17 protein-coding genes are annotated in these 22,119 nt (G+C 36.3%); 16 read left to right on the top strand and 1 reads right to left on the bottom strand.

The genetic code is table 11. The features are described from left to right. From ACQKNX_RS22110 to ACQKNX_RS22100, 3 genes are read left to right on the top strand one after another with little or no spacing between them, the layout of a single operon-like run. Entirely contained in the window at positions 1-1,872 is a 1,872-nt protein-coding gene (locus ACQKNX_RS22110; RefSeq protein WP_427430699.1) for a glycosyltransferase, read from the top strand. Continuing rightward, positions 1,869-3,620, top strand: coding sequence for a polysaccharide deacetylase family protein (locus ACQKNX_RS22105; RefSeq protein WP_427430698.1), 1,752 nt, complete (start codon positions 1,869-1,871; stop codon positions 3,618-3,620). Before ACQKNX_RS22110 ends, ACQKNX_RS22105 begins: the two co-directional genes overlap by 4 nt. A gap of 22 nt (positions 3,621-3,642) precedes the next feature. After that, a complete protein-coding gene (locus tag ACQKNX_RS22100) occupies positions 3,643-4,704 on the top strand; it encodes a glycosyl hydrolase family 18 protein (protein ID WP_427430697.1) in 1,062 nt (353 codons plus the stop codon). Positions 4,705-5,072: 368 nt separating this feature from the next. Here the strand turns inward: ACQKNX_RS22100 and ACQKNX_RS22095 are convergent, their stop codons facing one another. Beyond that, complete coding sequence (locus ACQKNX_RS22095) at positions 5,073-5,975, bottom strand: LysR family transcriptional regulator (RefSeq protein WP_427430696.1); 903 nt, start codon at positions 5,973-5,975, stop codon at positions 5,073-5,075. A gap of 247 nt (positions 5,976-6,222) precedes the next feature. Between ACQKNX_RS22095 and ACQKNX_RS22090 the strand changes: the two genes are divergently transcribed. The 13 genes from ACQKNX_RS22090 to lipA all read left to right on the top strand — a co-directional run bounded on the left by ACQKNX_RS22090 (position 6,223) and on the right by lipA (position 22,098). Continuing rightward, the gene (locus ACQKNX_RS22090) at positions 6,223-9,168 is read left to right on the top strand and encodes a histidine kinase (RefSeq protein WP_427430694.1); all 2,946 of its coding nucleotides are present in this window, start codon (positions 6,223-6,225) and stop codon (positions 9,166-9,168) included. Beyond that, positions 9,140-9,898 carry a response regulator gene (locus ACQKNX_RS22085; RefSeq protein WP_427430693.1) on the top strand — a complete coding sequence of 253 codons (759 nt, stop codon included), beginning with the start codon at positions 9,140-9,142 and terminating at the stop codon, positions 9,896-9,898. Before ACQKNX_RS22090 ends, ACQKNX_RS22085 begins: the two co-directional genes overlap by 29 nt. An 844-nt stretch (positions 9,899-10,742) precedes the next feature. Beyond that, positions 10,743-11,522 carry a Fe-S cluster assembly ATPase SufC gene (gene sufC, locus ACQKNX_RS22080; protein WP_427430692.1) on the top strand — a complete coding sequence of 260 codons (780 nt, stop codon included), beginning with the start codon at positions 10,743-10,745 and terminating at the stop codon, positions 11,520-11,522. Between the two features lie 18 nt (positions 11,523-11,540). Next, positions 11,541-12,848, top strand: coding sequence for a Fe-S cluster assembly protein SufD (sufD, locus tag ACQKNX_RS22075; RefSeq protein ID WP_427430691.1), 1,308 nt, complete (start codon positions 11,541-11,543; stop codon positions 12,846-12,848). After that, positions 12,848-14,077 (top strand): cysteine desulfurase, encoded by a 1,230-nt coding sequence (locus ACQKNX_RS22070; protein WP_173479792.1) that lies wholly within the window; start codon positions 12,848-12,850, stop codon positions 14,075-14,077. The genes sufD and ACQKNX_RS22070 overlap by 1 nt, the downstream gene beginning before the upstream one ends. Next, the gene (gene sufU, locus ACQKNX_RS22065) at positions 14,067-14,495 is read left to right on the top strand and encodes a Fe-S cluster assembly sulfur transfer protein SufU (protein WP_427430690.1); all 429 of its coding nucleotides are present in this window, start codon (positions 14,067-14,069) and stop codon (positions 14,493-14,495) included. Before ACQKNX_RS22070 ends, sufU begins: the two co-directional genes overlap by 11 nt. A 24-nt stretch (positions 14,496-14,519) precedes the next feature. Then, positions 14,520-15,917, top strand: a complete 1,398-nt coding sequence (gene sufB, locus ACQKNX_RS22060; RefSeq protein ID WP_427430689.1) for a Fe-S cluster assembly protein SufB — start codon at positions 14,520-14,522, stop codon at positions 15,915-15,917. 116 nt (positions 15,918-16,033) lie between these two features. Continuing rightward, positions 16,034-16,891, top strand: coding sequence for a DUF72 domain-containing protein (locus ACQKNX_RS22055; RefSeq protein WP_427430688.1), 858 nt, complete (start codon positions 16,034-16,036; stop codon positions 16,889-16,891). After that, entirely contained in the window at positions 16,891-17,712 is an 822-nt protein-coding gene (locus ACQKNX_RS22050; protein ID WP_427430687.1) for a sulfite exporter TauE/SafE family protein, read from the top strand. Before ACQKNX_RS22055 ends, ACQKNX_RS22050 begins: the two co-directional genes overlap by 1 nt. 16 nt (positions 17,713-17,728) lie before the next feature. Then, positions 17,729-19,096, top strand: coding sequence for a bifunctional metallophosphatase/5'-nucleotidase (locus ACQKNX_RS22045; protein ID WP_427430686.1), 1,368 nt, complete (start codon positions 17,729-17,731; stop codon positions 19,094-19,096). 37 nt (positions 19,097-19,133) lie between these two features. Further along, on the top strand, positions 19,134-20,243 hold the full coding sequence (locus ACQKNX_RS22040; RefSeq protein WP_427430685.1) for an HD domain-containing phosphohydrolase: 1,110 nt from the start codon (positions 19,134-19,136) through the stop codon (positions 20,241-20,243). Positions 20,244-20,287: 44 nt separating this feature from the next. Then, positions 20,288-21,058 (top strand): sporulation protein YunB, encoded by a 771-nt coding sequence (yunB, locus tag ACQKNX_RS22035; RefSeq protein ID WP_401012678.1) that lies wholly within the window; start codon positions 20,288-20,290, stop codon positions 21,056-21,058. A gap of 116 nt (positions 21,059-21,174) precedes the next feature. Further along, complete coding sequence (lipA, locus tag ACQKNX_RS22030) at positions 21,175-22,098, top strand: lipoyl synthase (RefSeq protein ID WP_427430684.1); 924 nt, start codon at positions 21,175-21,177, stop codon at positions 22,096-22,098. Positions 22,099-22,119 lie beyond the last annotated feature (21 nt).

Genomic DNA, 22,119 nt, shown 5'->3' with positions numbered 1-22,119 from the left:
ATGAAAAAGAAAAAAGAGATTTTAACAATGCCGCGCTCTGATCGACGGATATTATCGAATATTCCTGATCCTGAAAATGTACGGAGCCTCGTTAATCGTCGAGGTGCTTCGTATCAAACGGAAGAGGATATCGATTCTACAAATGTAAATGAAATATATCGTTTACAACTATTGAGTTTGCGTTATGAATCTGATTTTGAAGTGCAAATTAAGAGAGCTAGACAAAAGATTAATCATAACAAATATTATGCTGAAGATATTTCAGTAACAGGTATACTTGTTTATTCGGATAGTGCAAACAATTTATTAAATGATGAAATTGTTACGATGCAGTTCACAATACCTGATGGAGCGATGCCAGAGGGGTACGAATCCAAAGTAAAGTTAAAAGCTAAAGTTGTTCGTCATTTCACAAATGAAGAAGATGGTAAAAAGAGATATTACTATGCATTTGAATTTTTAAAGCCTCTAAATGATTATTTGACGAAAAAACGTTGGGGACTTTCAATTTTTGTAGCGAGCTTATTTTTATTAATTGTTTCTTTTATCGTAGTATTAATGCGTGCTGAAAGTGTCATCTACTTTAAATTTAATAAATTCCTATACTTATATAGTATAATCGCTGCAACATTCCTACTAAGTAGATATTTGTTTGGCATTTTCTATAGGAATGTACCAATCAATCCTCACTTTGAACCAGGTGTTTCTATTATTATTCCTGTATTTAATGAAGAACAGTGGATTCATAGAACAATCTTAAGCTGTATTAATCAATATTACCCTGTCGATAAATTAGAGGTGATTGTAGTAGATGATTACTCTACAGATAGAACAGAGGAAGCAGCAAACGATATGATTCAGCTTATTCATAGTGAAGGGGGCCGTTTCAAAACAGATGGGCGCCTTAAATTCCACAAGCTACCCCAAAATGGTGGTAAGCGTGAAGCTTTAGTGGCAGGTGTACATTTGGCTAAACATGATTTAGTTGTTTTCGTCGACTCAGATAGCTTTTTAGAGCCTCATGCAATTCGAAATTTAGTACAACCCTTCCAAGATCCTAAAATGGGTGGTGTAGCTGGTAGGACAGATGTAGAAAATAAATTTACCAATGCACTAACGAAACTACAAACTGTTCGGTATTATATTGCCTTTCGCATAATGAAAGCTGCAGAGTCGTGGTTTGATACAGTAACTTGTTTATCGGGTCCGCTAGCGTGCTATCGAAAAGAGTTAATATTAAAAAATGAAACAGCGTGGTTAAACCAAAAATTTCTAGGACAGCCGGCAACATTTGGTGATGACCGTAGTATGACAAACTATATTTTAAAAACGCACCGCACAGGATATCAAGACAATGCAGTCTGTTCAACGATTGTACCTTCAGATACAAAAGTCTTTTTGTCTCAACAAATGCGTTGGAAACGCTCATGGTTACGAGAGTCGTTACGTGCATTTTTATTTATGTGGAAAAAAGAACCGTTTATGTTTCTGTTCTTTATCATTGGCTTAATTGTACCCATCGCTGCACCAATTGTCGTAGTTTACAATTTAATCTACGTACCTATTATGCATGGGATATTTCCGACTACATTTTTAATGGGCTTACTGTTGATGGCAATGCTTATGAGCCTAGCTCATCTCTTCTTTAGACGAAGTAAATTGTGGACATTTGGCTTTATATTCGTCCTGTTCTACGAATTTATTTTACTATGGCAAATGCCTGTTGCATGGGTTACATTTTGGAAATCAACTTGGGGTACAAGAGAAACACCTCAGGATATTATGGCAAGGGAAAAGAAGTTGGAAAAACAAAAGATACGGAAATCCCGATTTTCAATATTGAAAATAAGAAAAATGGGTGAGAAGGAATGAGTGAAAAAAATGTTGTATTAAATCCAGCTGAAAAAAATCGTAGAAAAGTAATTCGTTCTATTGCTCAATTCATTATCGTTGGATTTTTAGCGTTTATTTTAATACGTGTCGTGTTCTTAACAGAAAAGAAGGAAGAGGAAACAGTACCTTTAATCAATAAAGACGGTTTCATCGCCTTGTCATACTTTGGTGTAAGCAGAAATGACTCTCCTAAATATGTTTCAAAACAGAATTTAGAAAAACAGCTAGAGCTACTTGAAGGACAAGGATATAAAACGATTACACAACAAGATATTTTAGATTTTTACCAGAACAACAAGCCCCTCCCAGAAAAAGCGTTATTTTTATCATTTGAAGATGGTCGCACAGATTCAAGTATATTCGCTCAAAACATTATGGAAGAGTTAAATTATAAAGCAACGATGTTTACGTATGCCAATAAGATGGATACGCGAGACAATAAATTCTTAAAACCTAAGGATCTGCTACTTATGAAAAAAAGTGGATTTTGGGAATTGGGTTCCAATGGATACCGTCTGACGTATATTAATATTTATAATGATAAAGGACAGTCACTCGGAGTTATCAATGAAAATGATGTGCCAAATAAAACGACAATTGAATATTATAATCACTTTTTAATGGATTTCATTCGCAATCAGTATATGATTCCGAGTGAAACGCGACAAGAAATGGAAATGCGAATTCAAAATGATTACAAATTAATGAATGATATTTATGAGGAAAAACTTGGGGAAGTGCCGATGACCTATGCGATTATGCATGCAAATTCACTTTACAACAATATGGATCCTTTGGTAGAGAGTGTAAACGATAAGGAAATTAAAAATACATTTCGTATGCATTTTAATTTAGAGCTAGGTGCATATAATGACAACGATGCAGATCTCTATAACTTAAGTCGTTTACAAGTATCCCCATATTGGGCAACAAACCATGTGATGATGAAAATCCGTCAAGCAAGTAAACAAAATATAGAATTTGAAGTAGGGGATCCTCAATTAGCAAAAAAATGGTCAGTCATTAATGGTGCAGCAGAATTTGAAAATAATGAAATGATTATTACTTCTGCTCCATCTAGTGAAGGACGAGTAATTTTAAAGGAGGCCCTTCCAGATCGATATAATGTGAATTTTACTTTTAAAGGAAATGTGGTGGGGCAACAATCTATTTATATAAACTATGATGAAAAAGATAATAGCTATATTCGTATAGCGTTAATAGACAATGAGATTGTTGTTTCAGAAAAATTACCAGGAGCGAGTGTTGTAGAAAAGGAACGTTTTCAGTTGAATGAAATTAAGTGGAATGAAGAGGAATACGCATTTAATAAAGCAGCTGTGTACAGTTATCAGGATACACAAAAGGGTTCTCGAATTGATGACGCTGAGTACCCAAAAAATTTAACCCAAAAAAGAGTATTTAATATTGCTGTGAATAAGGATAAAATAGAATTAAATGTGGATGACATTTTATCGGAGACTATACAGAGAAACCCAGTTATGCAAGGGGATCAATTGGCAATGGGTGCGATGTTTAGTAAAAAAGATACAACACATGAGCAGTATGCAGATGATATTTATGATACAGTGATTGAAGATATAGTAATCACCGATGAAAATAATACAACACTTTTTACAAATCAATATACGAATTTTAATAAAGTTAAGTATGAAACAACGTCATGGTTTAATAACGTTGTAGACTTCTTTATTGAAACCTTCTAAATCGAGGGGAAGTTAGATTCAAGTGAAAAACTTTTTTTTGTTTATCTGTATGGCACTACTAATTATCACAGCATGTAGTAATAGCAAAGACGGTCCTGTTGAAGCAAGGGAAGAATTAAAGAATAAAAATAAGCTTCAATTATCTATTTGGTTACCCGAATGGCAAAAAAAGTCTGCTTTAGAAGATGTCCAAAATTCACAGCAAGGTCTACAGGATATACGAGTATTCGGAGCTTATTTCAATAGTAAAGATCAATTATTATTAACAGATAATGCGATAGAGATGTTACAACATACACAGCAACAATTTAATGCAACGCATTCTGTGATACTTACTTTAATTAATGATTATGTTACAGATAACGCCCCATCTGTTCAGAAGGATAGTACGTTATTACATCGCTTGTTACAAGATGCTTCATCAAGACAAAAGCATATCAATAATATTTTGCAAATTGTTGATCAATATCAACTCAAGGGTATTGAAATTGATTATGAAAAGGTAACAAAAGATGATCTTCCAAAGTATTTGCTTTTCTTAGAAGAGCTCTATCAACAATTATCGGATAATAACGTCACGTTAAATGTTGTTTTAGAGCCACGCTTTCCATTTGATGTGACATTGCCAGGTGGCCCAAAGTATACTGTGATGGCGTACAATGTTCATGGTTATCATAGTGGACCTGGCGCAAAAGCCACTTTCTCATTTTTAGATGAACTATTAAAAAAAATTCAAACGTCAAATCAAGACTTAGCCATTGCCTTTGCAACGGGCGGATTTAAATGGGCAGCGCAAGGGAAGACCGTTGCCTTAACGGAGATGGAGGCAGAGGCATTACTCGCTAAAATGAAAGTAGCTAAACAGCGCGATCAAGCGAGCGGGGCAGCCTATTTCACCTATTCCGATGAAAATAATGTAAGTCATGAAGTTTGGTACGCTGATCAAGAAACACTAGAAAAATGGATTACCTATGTGCAAAGGAAGAACTATAATGAGGTCGTTTTATGGCGTGCTGGAGGGTTAAGTTCCGAGACATTAATGTGGATTGACGAACAATCAATTGAAAGAGACTCCATCCATTGAAACGAATTGAATTTACTTATACGGTCATTTTATAGCAATGTTTTTATCAACTGAAAATTGTTGGACAAAAGAGAAAAAGTGTTAGATTGCTTGCAGTCAATCTAACACTTTTTTGCTATGCCGATGAGGTCCGCTACGGCGGGCGTTTTCCGCTCAGCACAGTAAGCCGCAACCCTCGCTAACGCGCGGAATGCCCTCGTCTTACGCTGCGTGCTTCCTGCAGGAGTCACCCGCATTGGGTACCATCAACTAGTGCTCTCTTCTAAATTTTATCCATTTGAAAAGAAAGATTATCTAGGTTCTTCTTCATTATAAATAGCAAAAATTTTAGAACACCTTTGCCAGGTTCTTTTTATATTGATGTAATGTTATTGAAACTGAGAAAGTCGGGAAAAGAAATTAGTTACGAAGTCTAAAAATATTTTTTCAGATGGTGCGATTTCTCGATTTACAGGTGAAATAATACCAACTGTTCTTGGTATTGTGGGCGATTCAATTGGCACTTTGATAGTGAAACGGGCTGCTGAATCGTATAGTGAACTCTCAGGTAGTAAGCTGACACCAATTCCAGCGGCCACTAAACCTTTTAATGCATCTAAGTCTTCACCTTCAGATATTACATTTGGTAAAAAGCCGGCAGCACGGCAAGCATCCATCGCAACTTTATGTAATATATAGCCATCTGGAAAAAGAACAAAAAGATCATTACGTAAATCTGCTAGCTGAATACTTTCCCGTTTCGCTAAAGGATGGTTTGCTGGCAATAGGGCTGCAATATTTTCGGTGAATAAGATGTTTGATTGAATTGCTTCGTCCTTTGGTGGTAGCGGTCCTAAAAATGCTAAATTAAGGTCACGATTTTTAACGGCATCAATTAAAAAGCGAAACGAGCCTTGGCGCAATTGGAATTGCAAATCTGGGTATTCACGCTTAAAAGCTGAAATAACGGTTGGCATTACATAACTTGCTAAGCTCGTAGGAAAACCGATTTTAATGGTTCCTTTTGCGGGATCTAAATATTCCTCCACCTGCTTGGCTGCAAAATCTATTGCTTTTAAAGCAGTGATTGTATGTTCAAGAAAAGTTCTTCCTATCGGTGTTAATTTTACATTTCTGCCGACTCGTTCAAAAAGTGGTGTACCTAATTCGTCTTCTAAATTAGCAATTTGACGGCTTATTGCTGATTGGGCAACATGAAGGTATTCAGCAGCTTCAGAAATATGCTCACGCTCTGCAACCTCCACAAAATAACGTAATTGACGTAACTCCACTGGATATTCACCTCTATCTAATCTAAAAATCCGATTAATTATATTTTAATTATATAATATTTAAGATATAAAAAGACTGAAAAATGAGTATAGTGCCAAATAAAAGTAAGAAAGATCATAAACAAGACATTAAGCCATTTAAATTAGAAAAATAAAATGTTGATTAATGTATAAAAGGTGGATTTCTACTGGTTTTGTTAGTAATTTGAGAGTAGAGTCTTGTAAAATGATTTTGAGGTGGAGATTTATGATAAAGAAGGGAATCAGCTGGATGCTAATTATTCTGGCGATTACAATGTTAGCTGGTTTAACATTTAACGATCAGGACGCGAATAATACAAAATTACAGGCCAAAGATGGAATATTAGATCTTTCGGGGATTTCTAAAAATGAAAAAATAGTTGCTCTCTCAGGGGAATGGAAGTTTATAGGGAATGAATATGTAGATTCAACTAATTTCCCAAAGAATGCAACATTGGAAATGGTACCTGGTTCTTGGGGCGAAGATGTCCAGTATGGAACGTATCAGCTTAAAGTTGAATTACCTGCACATTTTGAAAAAATAGGAATCCGTGTTAGAAATATTTGGTCTGCGCATCGCCTTTTAATTAATGGTAAAGAATTTGCTTCTTATGGCACTCTCGGAACAGAAAAGGAGGGAGCTATAGCTAGTAATCCAGTGTATGAATTATATTTTACACCGACGACAAAATCACTAACGATTACATTGCAAGTAGCAGATTTTTTTAATGCACGGCATGGCATTATTTTCCCTATTGATATTGGTGTTGCAGAGACGATGGCCAACGATGTTGTGAAGGATGTAAATCTAGAAAAAACAACAATCATTATTTTATTTATTTTTTCAATCTTTCACTTTAGCTTGTATTTATTAAGAACGAAAGATAGAGCTTTTTTTTATAGTGCCCTGTATTTCTTCACACTTGCATTGCTAGTATCTACGCGTGGTGAAAGGATGCTTTTTCGAGAGTTTCCAAATATATCATTCGAATTGTACTTTCGATTGCAAGATTTTATAACATATATAAATGCTGTTACGTTATTCTTTTTCTTTGTCTATACTGTTGAAACGATGGTGAAGCGTCGAACAGCCATCATATTGACGTTGCCTCTGAATTTATATGGGCTAGGGACACTACTATGTCCCGCGCGATCATTATCATCTTTACAAAATATCTTTTTTGGATACATAAATGGATTGGCTCTGGTGATTATTGGTAGATTAATATATTTATTTTTCACTAAAAATACGAAAATTCCTAGCAATGAATTAATAATTTTAAGTGCATCGGTATTTTCACTCTTTATATTTTCGTTAAGTGGCGCATTTGATCAGCTTTTCTTCCCAGGAAAAAATGTTTTCAATCGTGCGGGCTTATTATTTTTTATTTTAGGAATGAATGTCTTTCTTGCAATGCGACTTATTAATAGGACAACGGAAGCGGAAATTTTTAGTGAACGATTGGAAAAGGCTACTATCGGTAAAGATTCCTTTTTAGAAGTTACAACAAAGGAACTTGAACAGCCTCTCTATCATGCACTTAATGTCACGAAATCATTATCAGTACATCGGAAATTAATTGAGCATCAATTGCTGGAACATCAACTTGAACGTTTATTATATTTAGTAAATGATTTAAAGGATTTTACAAGAATTCGGTTTCAAGATTTCCATATTGACGTCCATCCTGTAAATGTGCAAATGATTATTCAACATGTCGTAACGATGCATGAACGACCGATGGAAAAAGCAAATATTCGATTTTATATGCATGCAGATGATCAATTACTTATACAGGCAGATGAACAAAGGGTTAGTCAAATTGTTTATCGTGTTGTTGAAACGGCAATGGCCCATGCAGTTAATGGAGAAGTTGTTTTGACAATTATGCACCTTGATATGGATGTAAGAATAGCAGTTGAAGGAACAGGGCCTGACATCATCGAGCAAATCGCAGCAGATGAGACTGGCCAATCAATTGGAAAGGCGATTATTGAACAAATGGGTGGCACTTATTCCGTAGATATTTTACATAATGGCATAAGGTTTTTATTAACATTACCCTTTGGTGGCTTTGAAAAGAAGGAACAAACTAAAACGAATAATTTACAGCCATTACCACTACCTACCATGAATCAGAATTTACCAACCTTATTGATTGTGGAGGATGATGTTATACATGCTGAAGTATTACAAAGTCTTCTTCAGCGACATTACTCCATTTCGTTAGCGCATAGTGCTGAAGAGGCGCTTAATAAGATACAGCATAAAAAGCCTGATTTTCTACTTATTGATGAAGTAATGCCAGGAATGGATGGTATAGTTTTAACACAAAAAATAAGGAATCAATTTAGCTATATTGATTTGCCGATTATTATGCTGGTAGCTAATGAATACCCTACGAATATTTCGCTCGTACTGGAATCTGGAGCAAACGACTATATCCGAAAGCCAGCATTAAAGGAATCGTTATTAGCACGTCTATCTGCCATTGCATTAACGAAAGAAGTGATGACGAATGCAATAGAGCATGAGATGGCTTTTCTACAAGCACAGATTAAACCGCACTTTTTATATAATGCTCTCAGCAGTATTATATCTTTCTGCTATACAGATGGAGAACGTGCAGGGCATTTATTAACAATGTTGTCAACTTATTTACGTTATATTTTTGATGCAGGTAATGAAGGTTATCTTGCAACGCTTGAAAAAGAGCTAGAAATTATTCAATCTTATGTAGAAATCGAACAAGCACGATTTGGTAGTAGACTAAGCGTAGTTTTTGAAATTGATGAATCTATTAATACAGCAAAAGTTGAGGTACCAAGCCTTCTTATTCAACCACTTGTCGAAAATGCTATTCGTCATGGGATTTTTGAAAAAGAAGGAAATGGCTGTGTTATTGTACAAATTGCTAAAGAAGAAAATTTCCTGCGAATACAAATTGACGATGATGGTGTTGGTATGACTGCTGAGCAAGTAGCTAATTTAACACTGGGTAGAAACATAAGCTCAAATGGAATTGGCTTTACGAATGTTTTGCGTCGTGTTAAAGAAATACCACATGCTTCGCTTACGATCCAATCTAAACTTAATGAAGGAACAACAATGTTATTAAAGCAACCTTTAAAGGAGTATGCCAATGTGGAAAATTATTATGGTAGAAGATGAAGAACCTATTCTGAATTTGCATAAGCGGTTACTGGAGAAGAACGGTCTCTTTAACGTTATTGCAACCTTTACATCGCCGATAGAAGCAGCCAAAGAACTGTCAAACCTTCATGCGGATGCTATTTTATTAGATATTGAAATGCCTAAAATAACTGGCTTAGAACTGGCGTTAAAACTAGTAGAGGAAGGCATCGATGTTCCAATCATTTTTTCAACTGCTTATACGAAATATGCCGTTGATGCTTTTCGTGTTCAGGCGCTTGATTATGTTTTAAAACCAATGACGCCAAATACTGTGCTACAGCTAGATGAGCGACTTGCAAAATATTATGGTCGTCAAAAACAATATAATGGTGCGAATCTTGAAGTCCGTCTTAGAGGTGAGGCAGGAACACGGTCGAACGGTCGAGCTATTAAATGGCGCACTAAAGTATCAGAGGAACTTTTTTATTATTTGTTACTTAACGAAGGAATAGTAGTTTCAAAATATCGGATTTTGGATGATATTTGGCCAAATCTTGATGAGAAGAAGGCACTAGCGAATTTATATAATACTATTTATCGACTGCGCCAACTGTTTACTGAGCTTAATGTTCCAATTCAAATCGAACGGGTAAATAACGGCTATGAATTGAAAACAAATAATGCGGTTGTGCTACAAATGCAAGACGATACAGATTCGTTTGTTCTTGAATCAAAGGGATATTTATGGGCTTATAAAATTACTTAATTACTTTTAGCAAAAAGTGAAAGAGGCTGGGACATACTTCAAAAAGATTAGCGGGCGAAGTGTTTTGGAAATTTTTGCTATTTATTAGGAAGTTGAACGTGGCTATTTTTCTTTGGTTTAGCAGATGGCGGTGCCAGGTACTATAAATATACAAGTTGATGGTAGGGAAGGCAGAAACTCCCGCGGAAAGGAACCGCCTCCGCTACCATTAACTCGTGCTAGCTACTGAATTTTATCTATAGCAAAAAATAGTTAGCCTTTATACATATTTAATGAAAAAGTGTTAGATTGACTGCAATCAATCTAACACTTTTTCGATTTTGCCCCAGCCTCTTTTAATTGGACATGTAAAATTGTGCGATGACTTCTGCTGAAAGCAAAATGAATTTTTAACATACAGTAAAAAGTGTATGAATGTTTGGAGGGATTATAAGATAGTTTTTAAAACAATAGTAATTAATAGCACTAGTACTCTATATTTTATTTTCTTATAGTGATTCCATTCTAATGAAATAGGATATAGTATAGATATGGTTGTTTGTGCATTTTTGTCACAAAACCGCTACAATTAACGCTTTATGCGAGGTTTCCACTATGTAGCTAGATGAAATCCATTCTCAATTAGGCGTATTTCATTGAAAATAGACTTTGTCTATTCTCAATAGCAGTTTCGATTCTGAAAAATCTGAAAATGCTTAAAAAGTCTTTATAATTCAAGATTTCATCATTGAAAAGTGAAAGTGGTCAAAATGGTTTGCATAGAGAACGATTTTCAGTTAAGATTAGAATGATGATAATTAAGGAATGGTTGCCCATTCACAGAACACACTATGGAGGTATTTTCATGTCAACTTTAGTAATTAAAGATCTTCACGTTGAAATCGACGGGAAAGAGATTTTAAAAGGCGTAAACCTTACAATTAATACAAATGAAATCCATGCAATTATGGGACCAAACGGAACTGGTAAATCAACACTAGCTTCTGCGATTATGGGACACCCAAAATACGAAGTTACTTCTGGTACAGTTGAACTTGATGGTGAAAACGTACTTGAAATGGAAGTTGATGAGCGTGCACAAGCTGGCTTGTTCCTAGCTATGCAATACCCATCAGAAATCGCTGGTGTAACAAACGCTGATTTCTTACGTTCAGCTATTAATGCACGCCGTGAAGAGGGCGACGAAATTTCATTAATGAAATTCATTCGTGAATTAGATAAAAATATGGAATTCCTTGAAATGAACGAAGACATGGCACAACGTTATTTAAACGAAGGTTTCTCTGGCGGTGAGAAAAAACGTAACGAAATTCTTCAATTAATGATGATTAAGCCAGCTTTCGCTATTTTAGATGAAATTGACTCTGGTCTTGATATTGACGCACTTAAAGTTGTTTCTAAAGGTATTAATGCAATGCGTGGCGAAGGCTTCGGATGCTTAATGATCACGCACTACCAACGTCTACTTAACTACATCACACCAGACCATGTTCACGTAATGATGCAAGGTCGCGTTGTAAAATCAGGTGGCGAAGAATTAGCGCACCGTTTAGAAGCAGAAGGTTATGACTGGATTAAAAAAGAACTAGGTATCGAAGAAGAAACAGAAGAACAAGAAGCATAAGAAGGAGGACGAATTAGCATGACAGTGGAACTTAACTTGCCTGTAACATTACAGGACGTGCGCTCGTTCTCAGAGGCTAATGGTGAACCAACTTGGTTTGCAGAGCTTCGTACGGCAGCACTAGACAAAGCAGCTGGTTTAGATATGCCAAAACCAGATAGAACAAATATTTCAAAATGGGACTTCATGAACTTCCCAGCTCATACAGTTGTCAGTGAAGAATTTGCTTCACTTGATGCACTTCCAGAAGAGGCACGTGGCTTAATTGACCTTGAGGCACAAGAAAACTTATATATTCAACGAAACAACACACCAGCGTTTATTAAAACATCACAGGAGCTTGCTGACAAAGGCGTTATTTTTACAGATATGTTAACAGCTATACGTGATCACGGTGAGCTTGTTCAAAAGTACTTTATGACTGAAGCGGTAAAAGTTGATGAACATAAATTAACAGCACTTCACGCAGCACTTGTGAATGGTGGCGTATTTGTTTACGTACCGAAAAATGTCATTATTGAGCAACCGTTACAAGTTGTATTCTTAAATGATAATGCAGAAGCTTCACTTTATAACCACGTATTAGTAGTAGCTGAAGCAAATGCAGCTGTCACATATGTGGAAACATATATTTCTACAGTTGAAGAAGCAAAAGCTCAAGCTAACATTATTTCTGAAGTAATTGTACAAGATAATGCACAAGTAATTTACGGTGCGGTTGATGTACTTGCTAAAGGTTATACTACTTATGTAAATCGTCGTGCTCGCTTAGCACGTGATGGAAAAGTTGACTGGGCTCTTGGTTTAATGAACGATTCAGATACAATTTCTGAAAACATTACACACCTTGTCGGTGACGGTTCACATGCTGATACAAAAACAGTTGTAGTTGGTCGCGGAGAGCAAAAACTAAACTTCACAACAGAAGTTCGTCACTGGGGTAAAAACTCAAATGGTCACATTTTAAAACACGGTGTGATGAAAGATGCAGCACAGTCAATTTTCAATGGTATTGGCTATATTGAACACGGTGCTACAAAAGCAGATGCACAACAAGAATCACGTGTGTTAATGCTTTCTGAAAAAGCTCGTGGCGATGCTAACCCAATTCTTTTAATTGACGAAGATGATGTAACAGCAGGACACGCAGCATCTGTAGGACGAGTAGATCCACTACAACTTTATTACTTAATGAGTCGTGGTATCTCGAAAGCAGAAGCAGAGCGCCTTGTTATCCATGGATTCCTTGCGCCAGTTGTTAAGCAATTACCTATAGAAGGCGTTCAAAAGCAACTGACGGAGGTTATTGAAAGGAAAGTTCGCTAATGATCAATAAAGACATTAAAAGCTATTTCCCAATATTAAATCAACAAGTAAATGGTCATCCACTTGTTTACCTTGATAGCGCAGCAACATCTCAAAAGCCTACTCAAGTAATTGAAGCAATTAAGCATTATTATGAATTTGATAACTCGAATGTTCACCGAGGTGTGCATACATTGGGAAATCGTGCGACTGACAAATACGAGGGTGCTCGTGAAAAGGTGCGCAATTTTATTAATGCGAAATCAACAGAAGAAATTATTTTTACTCGTGGTACAACGACTGCGTTAAATACAGTAGCTTCTAGTTATGGTCGTGCAAATGTTGAGCAAGGTGATGAAATTGTCATCACACATATGGAGCATCACTCCAACATTATTCCTTGGCAACAGCTTGCAAAAGAAAAAAATGCAACATTAAAGTACATTGACCTTGAGGCAGATGGCACAATTGATCTTGAAAAGGTTCGAGCAACGATAACACCGAAAACGAAAATCGTGTCAGTATCAATGGCATCGAATGTTCTCGGTACAATTAATCCGATTAAAGAAATTGCAAAAATTGCACATGCTAATGGTGCCGTAATGGTAGCAGATGGTGCGCAAGCTGCACCGCATATGAAAATTGATGTGCAAGATTTAGATGTAGATTTCTTAGGGTTTTCAGGTCATAAAATGTGCGGTCCGACTGGAATAGGTGTACTATATGGTAAAAAAGAGCACCTTGAAAAGATGGAGCCAATTGAATTTGGTGGTGAAATGATCGATTTTGTTGGACTACATGATTCAACGTGGAAGGAATTACCGTGGAAATTTGAAGGTGGTACGCCTATCATTGCAGGTGCAATCGGTTTAGGTGCTGCTATTGATTTCTTAACTGAAGTAGGGTTAGACAATATTGCACAGCATGAGCATAAGCTTGTTGGCTATGCAATGGATCAACTTGAAACAATTGAGGGACTTAAAATTTTTGGTCCGCGCGATCCAATGAAACGTTGTGGTCTTGTTACGTTTAACTTAGATGATGTCCATCCACATGATGTGGCAACAGTTCTTGACATGAATGGTATCGCTGTTCGTGCAGGACATCATTGCGCTCAGCCACTAATGAAATGTCTCCAACAAGTAGCAACAGCGCGCGCAAGCTTTTATCTGTATAACACGGAGGAAGATATTGACCGCTTAGTTGCAGGGTTGCGTTCTGCGAAGGAGTATTTTGGCGATGTCTTTTAATAATTTAGATCAACTATACCGTTCAGTTATCATGGATCATTATAAAAATCCTCGAAATAAAGGATCTTTAGATACAGATGCTGTAACAATTGATATGAACAATCCGACTTGTGGCGACCGCATTCACTTAACGCTTAAAGTGAATGATGGTATTGTAGAAGATGCGAAATTTGATGGTGAAGGCTGTTCTATTTCGATGTCTTCCGCTTCAATGATGACGCAAATTGTCAAAGGTAAAAAAGTAGAAGAAGCATTAGAGCTTGCTGATATTTTTTCAAAAATGATGATGGGTGAAGAATATAGCGATAAATACGACCTTGAGGATGTTGAGGCACTGCAAGGTGTTTCTCAATTCCCTGCACGAATTAAATGTGCGACATTGGCTTGGAAAGCGATGGAAAAAGGCGTAAAAGAATAATAATTCGTGAACGGAGGAGAAATAATGGCTAAAAAAATGCCGGATATTGGCGATTACAAATACGGATTCCATGACAAGGACGTATCAATTTTCCGTTCAAAACGTGGTTTAACTGAAGAAATCGTCCGTGAAATTTCTAATATGAAGCAAGAGCCTAAGTGGATGCTTGAATACCGCTTAAAAGCGCTTGAAACTTTCTATACAAAACCAATGCCACAATGGGGTGGCGACCTTGGAGATTTAAATTTTGATGAAATTACGTACTACGTAAAACCATCTGAAGCTACGCAAAAATCTTGGGATGAAGTACCTGAAGAAATTAAAGCAACATTTGATAAATTAGGTATTCCTGAGGCAGAGCAAAAGTATCTTGCAGGTGTATCAGCTCAGTACGAATCTGAGGTAGTATACCACAATATGAAACAAGAGCTTGAAGATCTTGGTATTGTGTTTAAAGATACTGATTCAGCTTTACGTGAAAATGAAGATCTTTTCAAAAAATATTGGGGTAAAGTAATCCCTTACACTGACAACAAATTTGCTGCACTAAATTCAGCAGTTTGGTCAGGTGGTTCATTTATTTATGTGCCACCAGGTGTTAAAGTTGAAACACCTTTACAAGCTTACTTCCGTATTAACTCTGAAAATATGGGTCAATTCGAACGTACGCTAATTATCGTTGATGAAGGCGCACATGTACACTATGTTGAAGGATGTACAGCTCCTGTTTATACAACAAACTCTTTACACTCAGCAGTTGTAGAGATTATCGTTGAAAAAAATGCTTATTGCCGTTATACAACGATTCAAAACTGGGCGAACAACGTTTACAATTTAGTAACAAAGCGTACAGTTGTTGAAGCAAACGGTACGATGGAATGGATCGATGGTAATATCGGTTCTAAATTAACGATGAAATACCCAGCTTGTATCCTAAAAGGTGAAGGCGCTCGTGGTATGACATTATCAATTGCATTAGCTGGTAAAGGGCAACACCAACATGCTGGAGCAAAAATGATTCATATGGCACCTAATACATCTTCTACAATCGTTTCTAAATCGATTGCTAAACAAGGTGGTAAAGTAACATATATGGGTCAAGTACGTTTCGGTCCTAAAGCAAGTGGTGCACGTGCCAACATTGAATGTGATACGTTAATCATGGATAACCAATCTACTTCGGATACAATTCCATACAACGAAATTTTAAATGATAATGTTTCTTTAGAGCATGAAGCGAAAGTTTCTAAAGTATCAGAAGAGCAGTTATTCTACTTAATGTCTCGTGGTATTTCTGAAGAAGAGGCAACGGAAATGATCGTAATGGGCTTTATCGAACCATTTACGAAAGAATTACCAATGGAATACGCAGTAGAAATGAACCGTCTCATTAAATTTGAGATGGAAGGTTCTATCGGCTGATTTTTTGTTGATGTACATGCGACTAGAGCTACTTTAGCTTTAGTCGCTTTTTATTTTTGTAAGTATTTGCACTTAGAAAGTGTGTGCTATCATTATGTACATAAGGAGGGAGTCACTTGATTCGAGTTGGGTTAACAGGTTGGGGCGATCATCCTTCGTTATATAGTGGAGTGACTGCCTCAAAGGACAAATTATTCGATTACGCAGGTCATTTTTTAACGGTAGAATTAGATACATCTTTTTATGCCATTCCGTCAGTGGATAATGTTCGAAAATGGTGTGAGCTAACACCAGATACATTTCGTTTTGTTATAAAGGCTTACCAAGGAATGACCGGACATTTGCGAGGGGAAATTCCCTATGAATCCAAAAACGATATGTTCAATGCTTTTATCGAATGTGCTAATGAATTTAAACGTCACGGGAAGTTAGCAATAATATTGGCACAATTTCCACCATGGTTTGATTGTCAGTCCAAAAATGTACAATACTTATTGTATATTAGGCAACAATTAAAAGAATTCGATGTGGCGATCGAGTTTCGGAATCAGACGTGGTATGCAGAGAAGGTTGTTAAGCAAACAATGGATTTTTTAAAGGAACATCAATTTATTCATACAATTTGTGATGAACCACAAGCAGGTATTGGTTCTGTCCCTTTTTATCCTGAAATAACGGCAAATAAAGCGCTCGTCCGTATTCATGGACGCAATATTTATGGTTGGCGTAATACGGGCAATTCAGAAAACTGGCGCAAAGTTCGTTTTTTATATGATTACAATAAAGAAGAACTACAACAACTTGGACAGCATCTTCAAAGCATAGAGCCTAATGTGCAAGAGTTATTTGTTTTATTTAATAATAACTCTGGTCAACATGCTGCAAAAAATGCGAAGGAGCTTCAAGAGATGTTAGCTATTCGAGATGTTGGTCTAGCACCAAAACAATTAAATATGTTTGAAGGAGAAGTATAATGGAGTTTATTGTTTTAGTAGTGATTGCACTAGCCTCGGGGCTTATTGGTTCGCTTGTAGGGCTCGGTGGAGGGATTATTTTAGTACCTGCAACTTTATTTATAGGATTAAACCTCGGGATGCTTCCTGATATTACACCGCAAAAAGTGGTAGGGCTATCGGTTGTAATGATGATCTTCACTGGGCTAGCGTCCACGTTAAGCTATATGAAATCCAAAACAGTGGATTATAAAAGTGGGTTTATATTCTTTTTAGGTAGTATTCCAGGGACGATATTAGGTGCATGGGTAAATAAAGGTTTGGATTTACCCTCATTTAACTTATATTTTGGGATATTATTAATTGTTATATCAATAATTTTACTTGTACGTGATAAATTGAAACCTGTACAATGGTTTGTGAAAAATGGTACACAACATCAGTTTATCGATGAAGCAGGAAAAACGTATGTCTATGGATATCCAATTTGGTTTGCGTTATTATTCTGCTTTGCAGTTGGCTTTGCCTCAGGATTATTTGGAATCGGTGGAGGCTCCATGATCGTGCCTGCAATGATTATTTTGTTTTTATTTCCGCCACATGTTGCAGTGGCAACTTCGATGTTTATGGTATTCCTAACTTCGATTGTGAACTCCGCGAGTCATATTTATTTAGGACATGTACCGTGGCTTTATACGATTCCTGTTATTCCTGGAGCTTATATCGGGGCTAAATTAGGGGCAGCGCTTAATAAAAAAATTAAATCCGATACACTTGTCCTAGCACTACGAATTATTTTATTATTATTAGGAATTCGTTCCATTATAGAGGGCTTATTGTAAAGAAGAGGTGGCTTGAATGCTGGAAAAAATTCATATTTTTCACACAAATGATTTGCATAGTCATTTTAAGTATTGGCCACGAATGCAAAACTATGTAACTACGCAACGTGCTCAGTATGAGGCTTTAGGTGAAACGAGCTTTTTAGTTGATGTTGGGGATCATTTAGATAGGTCAAATATTTATACAGATGCCACAATTGGCAAGGGCAATGTCCAATTATTAAACAACGCCGGTTATGATGTTGTAACAATAGGCAATAATGAAGGCATTACATTGTCGCATGAAGAGCTCTTTCATTTATACGATGACGCGCTATTTGAAGTCGTAGTGGGGAATGTTAATGCATTTAATGGGGTAAATCCAACGTGGTTGAAGCCTTACGTTATATTAACAACGAAATACGATACAAAAATTGCAGTTATTGCTGCGACAGCAATGTTCGAAATCTATTATAAGGAATTGAACTGGCAAATAGACGATGCTCGAAGCTCACTTATTCGTTTAACTCACCAACTTCGGAAAGATGTTGATATTGTTGTTTGTCTGTCACATTTAGGAATTACTGAAGATGAGCTATTAGCGGAGGAATGTCCAGGAATCGATATCATTTTTGGTTCACACACCCATCATACGTTGCCAAATGGTAAGTTTATTAACGGTGTCTTGCTCACAGGTGGAGGGAAATTTGGTCAATATACGGGGCACCTCGTACTAGAATACGATAAAAAAACGAGGGAAATTGTTGAAAAAAAGGATACTTTAATTCATAATAAGGACTTGCCAATTGTTGAAAATGAAAAAGAGTTTCTGCTATCTTTAGAAGAAGAAGGTAAAAGCTTATTAGACAAGCCTGTATTTTCAACGAAAAAGACGTACAATAAAGAATGGTTCCACTACTCACAATTATCACATCTATTTGCGCAAGCAATATTAGAAAAAAGTGGTGCAGACTGTGCGTTATTTAATGCAGGGATTTTTTTAGACGGCCTTCCAAAAGGAACGGTAACAGCACTTGATTTGCATAAAATTTTTCCACATCCTATTAATTTATGTACAATTGAATTGTCAGTTTCGGAAATGAAAGAAATTTATCAGCAATCGAAAAATGAAGAATGGCCCAATATGGAACTAAAAGGGTTAGGTTTTAGGGGCGTTATTTTTGGTAAGATGCTGACATATGGCTTTGCTATGAATGAGGATCGTCAATTGCTCATAAATGGTAATATTGCAGATAATGATCGTACTTATAAATTAGTGACACTTGATTTGTTTACGTTCGGTTATTTTTATCCAAGCTTTAAATATGCAAAGAAAAAATATATTTTACCTGATTTTTTACGAAACATTATGTTAGATTATGGGCAAAGTTTCTTTAAGCGATAGATAAACAAAGCTTTAAGAATGGATTGGGGAAGAAGTCATGCGATTAATTTCAATCGATGTATTAAAAGAAGGTATGGTATTAGGAAGAACCATTTGGAATGAGGCAGGTCATCCACTTTTAAAGAAAGACGTTGTCATTAATGAACGTATTATTGAAAGACTTCAACAGTTGAATACTCATTATTTATATATAGACGACAAACTTTCTGAAGGCATTGAAGTGAAGGAGACGGTTCCTACTGATGTCCGAAACAAAACCATTTCGACCATAAAAGATTCTTTTCAATCAATGAATGGTTTAAGTACGGTTAATGCCTCTTATATACTTGATCAGCAATCGAAAGCGATTGTTACGATTGTCGATGAACTACTTTCAGCTGTTACAGGTAATAATGAAATTTTAACGGTTTTAACAGATGCTTATTTATTCGATGAATACTTATATCAGCATTCCTTTCATGTTACCTTATATTCGATTGCGATTGCAAAAGAATTGGGACATTCAGCCGAAGATCTTCGTTTAATTGGTATTGGTGCCTTATTGCATGATGTTGGAAAGCTTATGGTGCCGAAAGAGATACTCAAAAAACCAGGTCGCTTAACGCATGAGGAATTTGAAATGATGAAAATGCACACGCGTTTTGGATTTGATTTATTACGTAATTTACATTCCATTTCCTTACTGGTTGCACATTGTGCTTTTCAACATCATGAACGCATTGATGGAAGTGGCTATCCACGTGGTTTAGTTGATTTTGAAATCCATCCATTTGCTAAAATTATTGGTGTAGCTGATGTATTCGATGCGGTGACTACAAATCGTGTATATCGTGAAAAGATGCTTCCTTCACAAGGGCTAGCCATTGTTGAAGCTGGCTCAGGTACACTTTATGATGCGCGCATTGTCAATGCATTGAAAAAATCAGTTGTACATTATCCGAATGGACTGATTTTAAAATTATCAGACGGTCGTCGAGGAATTGTTTCCAAACAAAATAATTTGGATTCTTCCTTGCCGTGGATTCGAATTTTTGAAGAACAAAATGAATTACTCACAGCGACATACGAAATTAATTTAGTGGACTATCCAACTGTAACAATTGATAGTATTGAAACCGATTATGTAGTACCATCGAGAGTCGTATAATTTGCTCCTCCTGTTCATAAGTTGTAGAACAGGAGGAGATTTTTTTGTTTTTCCCTCGAAAAAGGATGAAATTGCGAACGAATCATAAAAGAGGAATACAGCTCAATCGTTTAACCTTATTAATTGTTGCGAGTATCATTTGTATAGTATTTTTTCTGTATTTTTTAAATGAACGTCTTAAACCCACATATTTGGAATATGCCGAAGTTCAGACGAATAAAATAGCGTCGTATGTTGTCAGTAAAGCCATTAACTCACGTACTTCTAACGTATTAGACGTTAATGATATAATCGAAGATGTACCATCTGGCACCTCTGTAACGACAAAATTCAATACAGAAATTATTAATAGAGTACGTGCAGAAACACTCGAACTTGTAAAAATGTATTTAGAGCAAGCTGAGCATGGAGAATTAGCCCATTTACCTGATTTAGATAATGTCGAATATGATATGAACAAAATTCAAGAAGGCGATGGCATTGTCTTTTTCGTCCCACTTGCGCAGGCGGCTGATCTTCCTTTACTCGGTAATTTAGGGCCGAAAATACCAATTCGTTTTCATGTAATAGGTAATGTGCATAGTAATGTTACATCAGATATAAGGGAATTTGGCATTAATAGTGCTTATGTAGAAGTAGGTATTCATATAGAAGTTAATGTCCAAATTATAGTTCCATTTGCTAGTAAATCAACGACGGTATCTCAGGACATTCCGGTAGCGATGGGGTTAACGAGAGGACCAGTACCAAACATTTATACAAATGGTGGAGATGCAGTACAACCATCCATAGAAGTACCAGTTCCGTACCAATAGAAAAGTTTAAATTGAGAGTAAATGTTAGTTGTTGCCGTTCGTGTAATATGATACATTGACAACAGTGATGGTAGATAATATTCAACAAAAGATAACTTTGATAGGGGCGAATTTGTATGACATCCTGTAAACCTACTAGCCATGAAAAAGAAGAACATGTAAGAAAACCCGATTGGCTTAAAATTAAACTAAACACGAACGATGAATATAAAGGTCTTAAAAAGCTTATGCGTGAAAAAAATCTTCATACAGTTTGTGAAGAAGCTCGCTGTCCAAATATTCATGAATGCTGGGGTGAGCGTCGTACTGCAACAATGATGATTTTAGGATCGGTTTGTACACGTGCTTGTCGTTTCTGCGCAGTAAAAACCGGTTTACCAAATGAGTTAGATCTTGCAGAACCAGAACGTGTTGCAGATTCAGTAGCCATTATGAATTTAAAGCACGTTGTTATAACGATGGTAGCACGTGATGATTTAAAGGATGGCGGTGCAGAAGTTTTAGCTGAAACAGTGCGCGCTATTCGCCGTAAAAGTCCTTTTACGTCTGTAGAAGTATTACCTTCTGATCTTAGTGGTTTGAAGGAAAATCTTCAACTTTTAATGGACTCTAAACCAGATATTTTAAATCATAATATTGAAACAGTACGCCGTTTGACACCAAGAGTACGTGCACGTGCAAAATATGAACGTTCATTAGATTTTCTTCGTTTGGCAAAAGAGATGCAGCCAGACATTCCAACAAAGTCATCATTAATGATTGGCTTAGGAGAAACACATGAAGAAATTTTAGAAGTAATGGACGATTTACGTGCAAATAACGTGGATATTATGACAATTGGTCAATATCTGCAACCAACAAAAAAACATTTACCTGTAAAAAAATATTATTCACCTATTGAATTTGGCAAACTTCGCAAAATTGCAATGGAAAAAGGCTTCAAGCATTGTGAAGCAGGACCACTCGTACGCAGTAGTTATCATGCCGATGAGCAAGTGAATGCTGCAACGAAGGAGCGACAACTACAAGCTGAAGTATAATGTGAAAAGATTGACGAGAAA

The organism is Lysinibacillus sp. NPDC093712 (genome assembly GCF_050280025.1).
Taxonomy (GTDB): domain Bacteria; phylum Bacillota; class Bacilli; order Bacillales_A; family Planococcaceae; genus Lysinibacillus.
This window is presented reverse-complemented; position numbering and strand designations above follow the sequence as displayed.

Coding starts and splice junctions, on each gene's coding strand:
- ACQKNX_RS22110 (WP_427430699.1), top strand. CDS start 1: ATGAAAAAGAAAAAAGAGATTTTAACAATGCCGCGCTCTGATCGACGG.
- ACQKNX_RS22105 (WP_427430698.1), top strand. CDS start 1,869: ATGAGTGAAAAAAATGTTGTATTAAATCCAGCTGAAAAAAATCGTAGA.
- ACQKNX_RS22090 (WP_427430694.1), top strand. CDS start 6,223: ATGATAAAGAAGGGAATCAGCTGGATGCTAATTATTCTGGCGATTACA.
- ACQKNX_RS22085 (WP_427430693.1), top strand. CDS start 9,140: ATGTGGAAAATTATTATGGTAGAAGATGAAGAACCTATTCTGAATTTG.
- sufC (WP_427430692.1), top strand. CDS start 10,743: ATGTCAACTTTAGTAATTAAAGATCTTCACGTTGAAATCGACGGGAAA.
- sufD (WP_427430691.1), top strand. CDS start 11,541: ATGACAGTGGAACTTAACTTGCCTGTAACATTACAGGACGTGCGCTCG.
- ACQKNX_RS22070 (WP_173479792.1), top strand. CDS start 12,848: ATGATCAATAAAGACATTAAAAGCTATTTCCCAATATTAAATCAACAA.
- sufU (WP_427430690.1), top strand. CDS start 14,067: ATGTCTTTTAATAATTTAGATCAACTATACCGTTCAGTTATCATGGAT.
- sufB (WP_427430689.1), top strand. CDS start 14,520: ATGGCTAAAAAAATGCCGGATATTGGCGATTACAAATACGGATTCCAT.
- ACQKNX_RS22050 (WP_427430687.1), top strand. CDS start 16,891: ATGGAGTTTATTGTTTTAGTAGTGATTGCACTAGCCTCGGGGCTTATT.
- ACQKNX_RS22045 (WP_427430686.1), top strand. CDS start 17,729: ATGCTGGAAAAAATTCATATTTTTCACACAAATGATTTGCATAGTCAT.
- ACQKNX_RS22040 (WP_427430685.1), top strand. CDS start 19,134: ATGCGATTAATTTCAATCGATGTATTAAAAGAAGGTATGGTATTAGGA.
- lipA (WP_427430684.1), top strand. CDS start 21,175: ATGACATCCTGTAAACCTACTAGCCATGAAAAAGAAGAACATGTAAGA.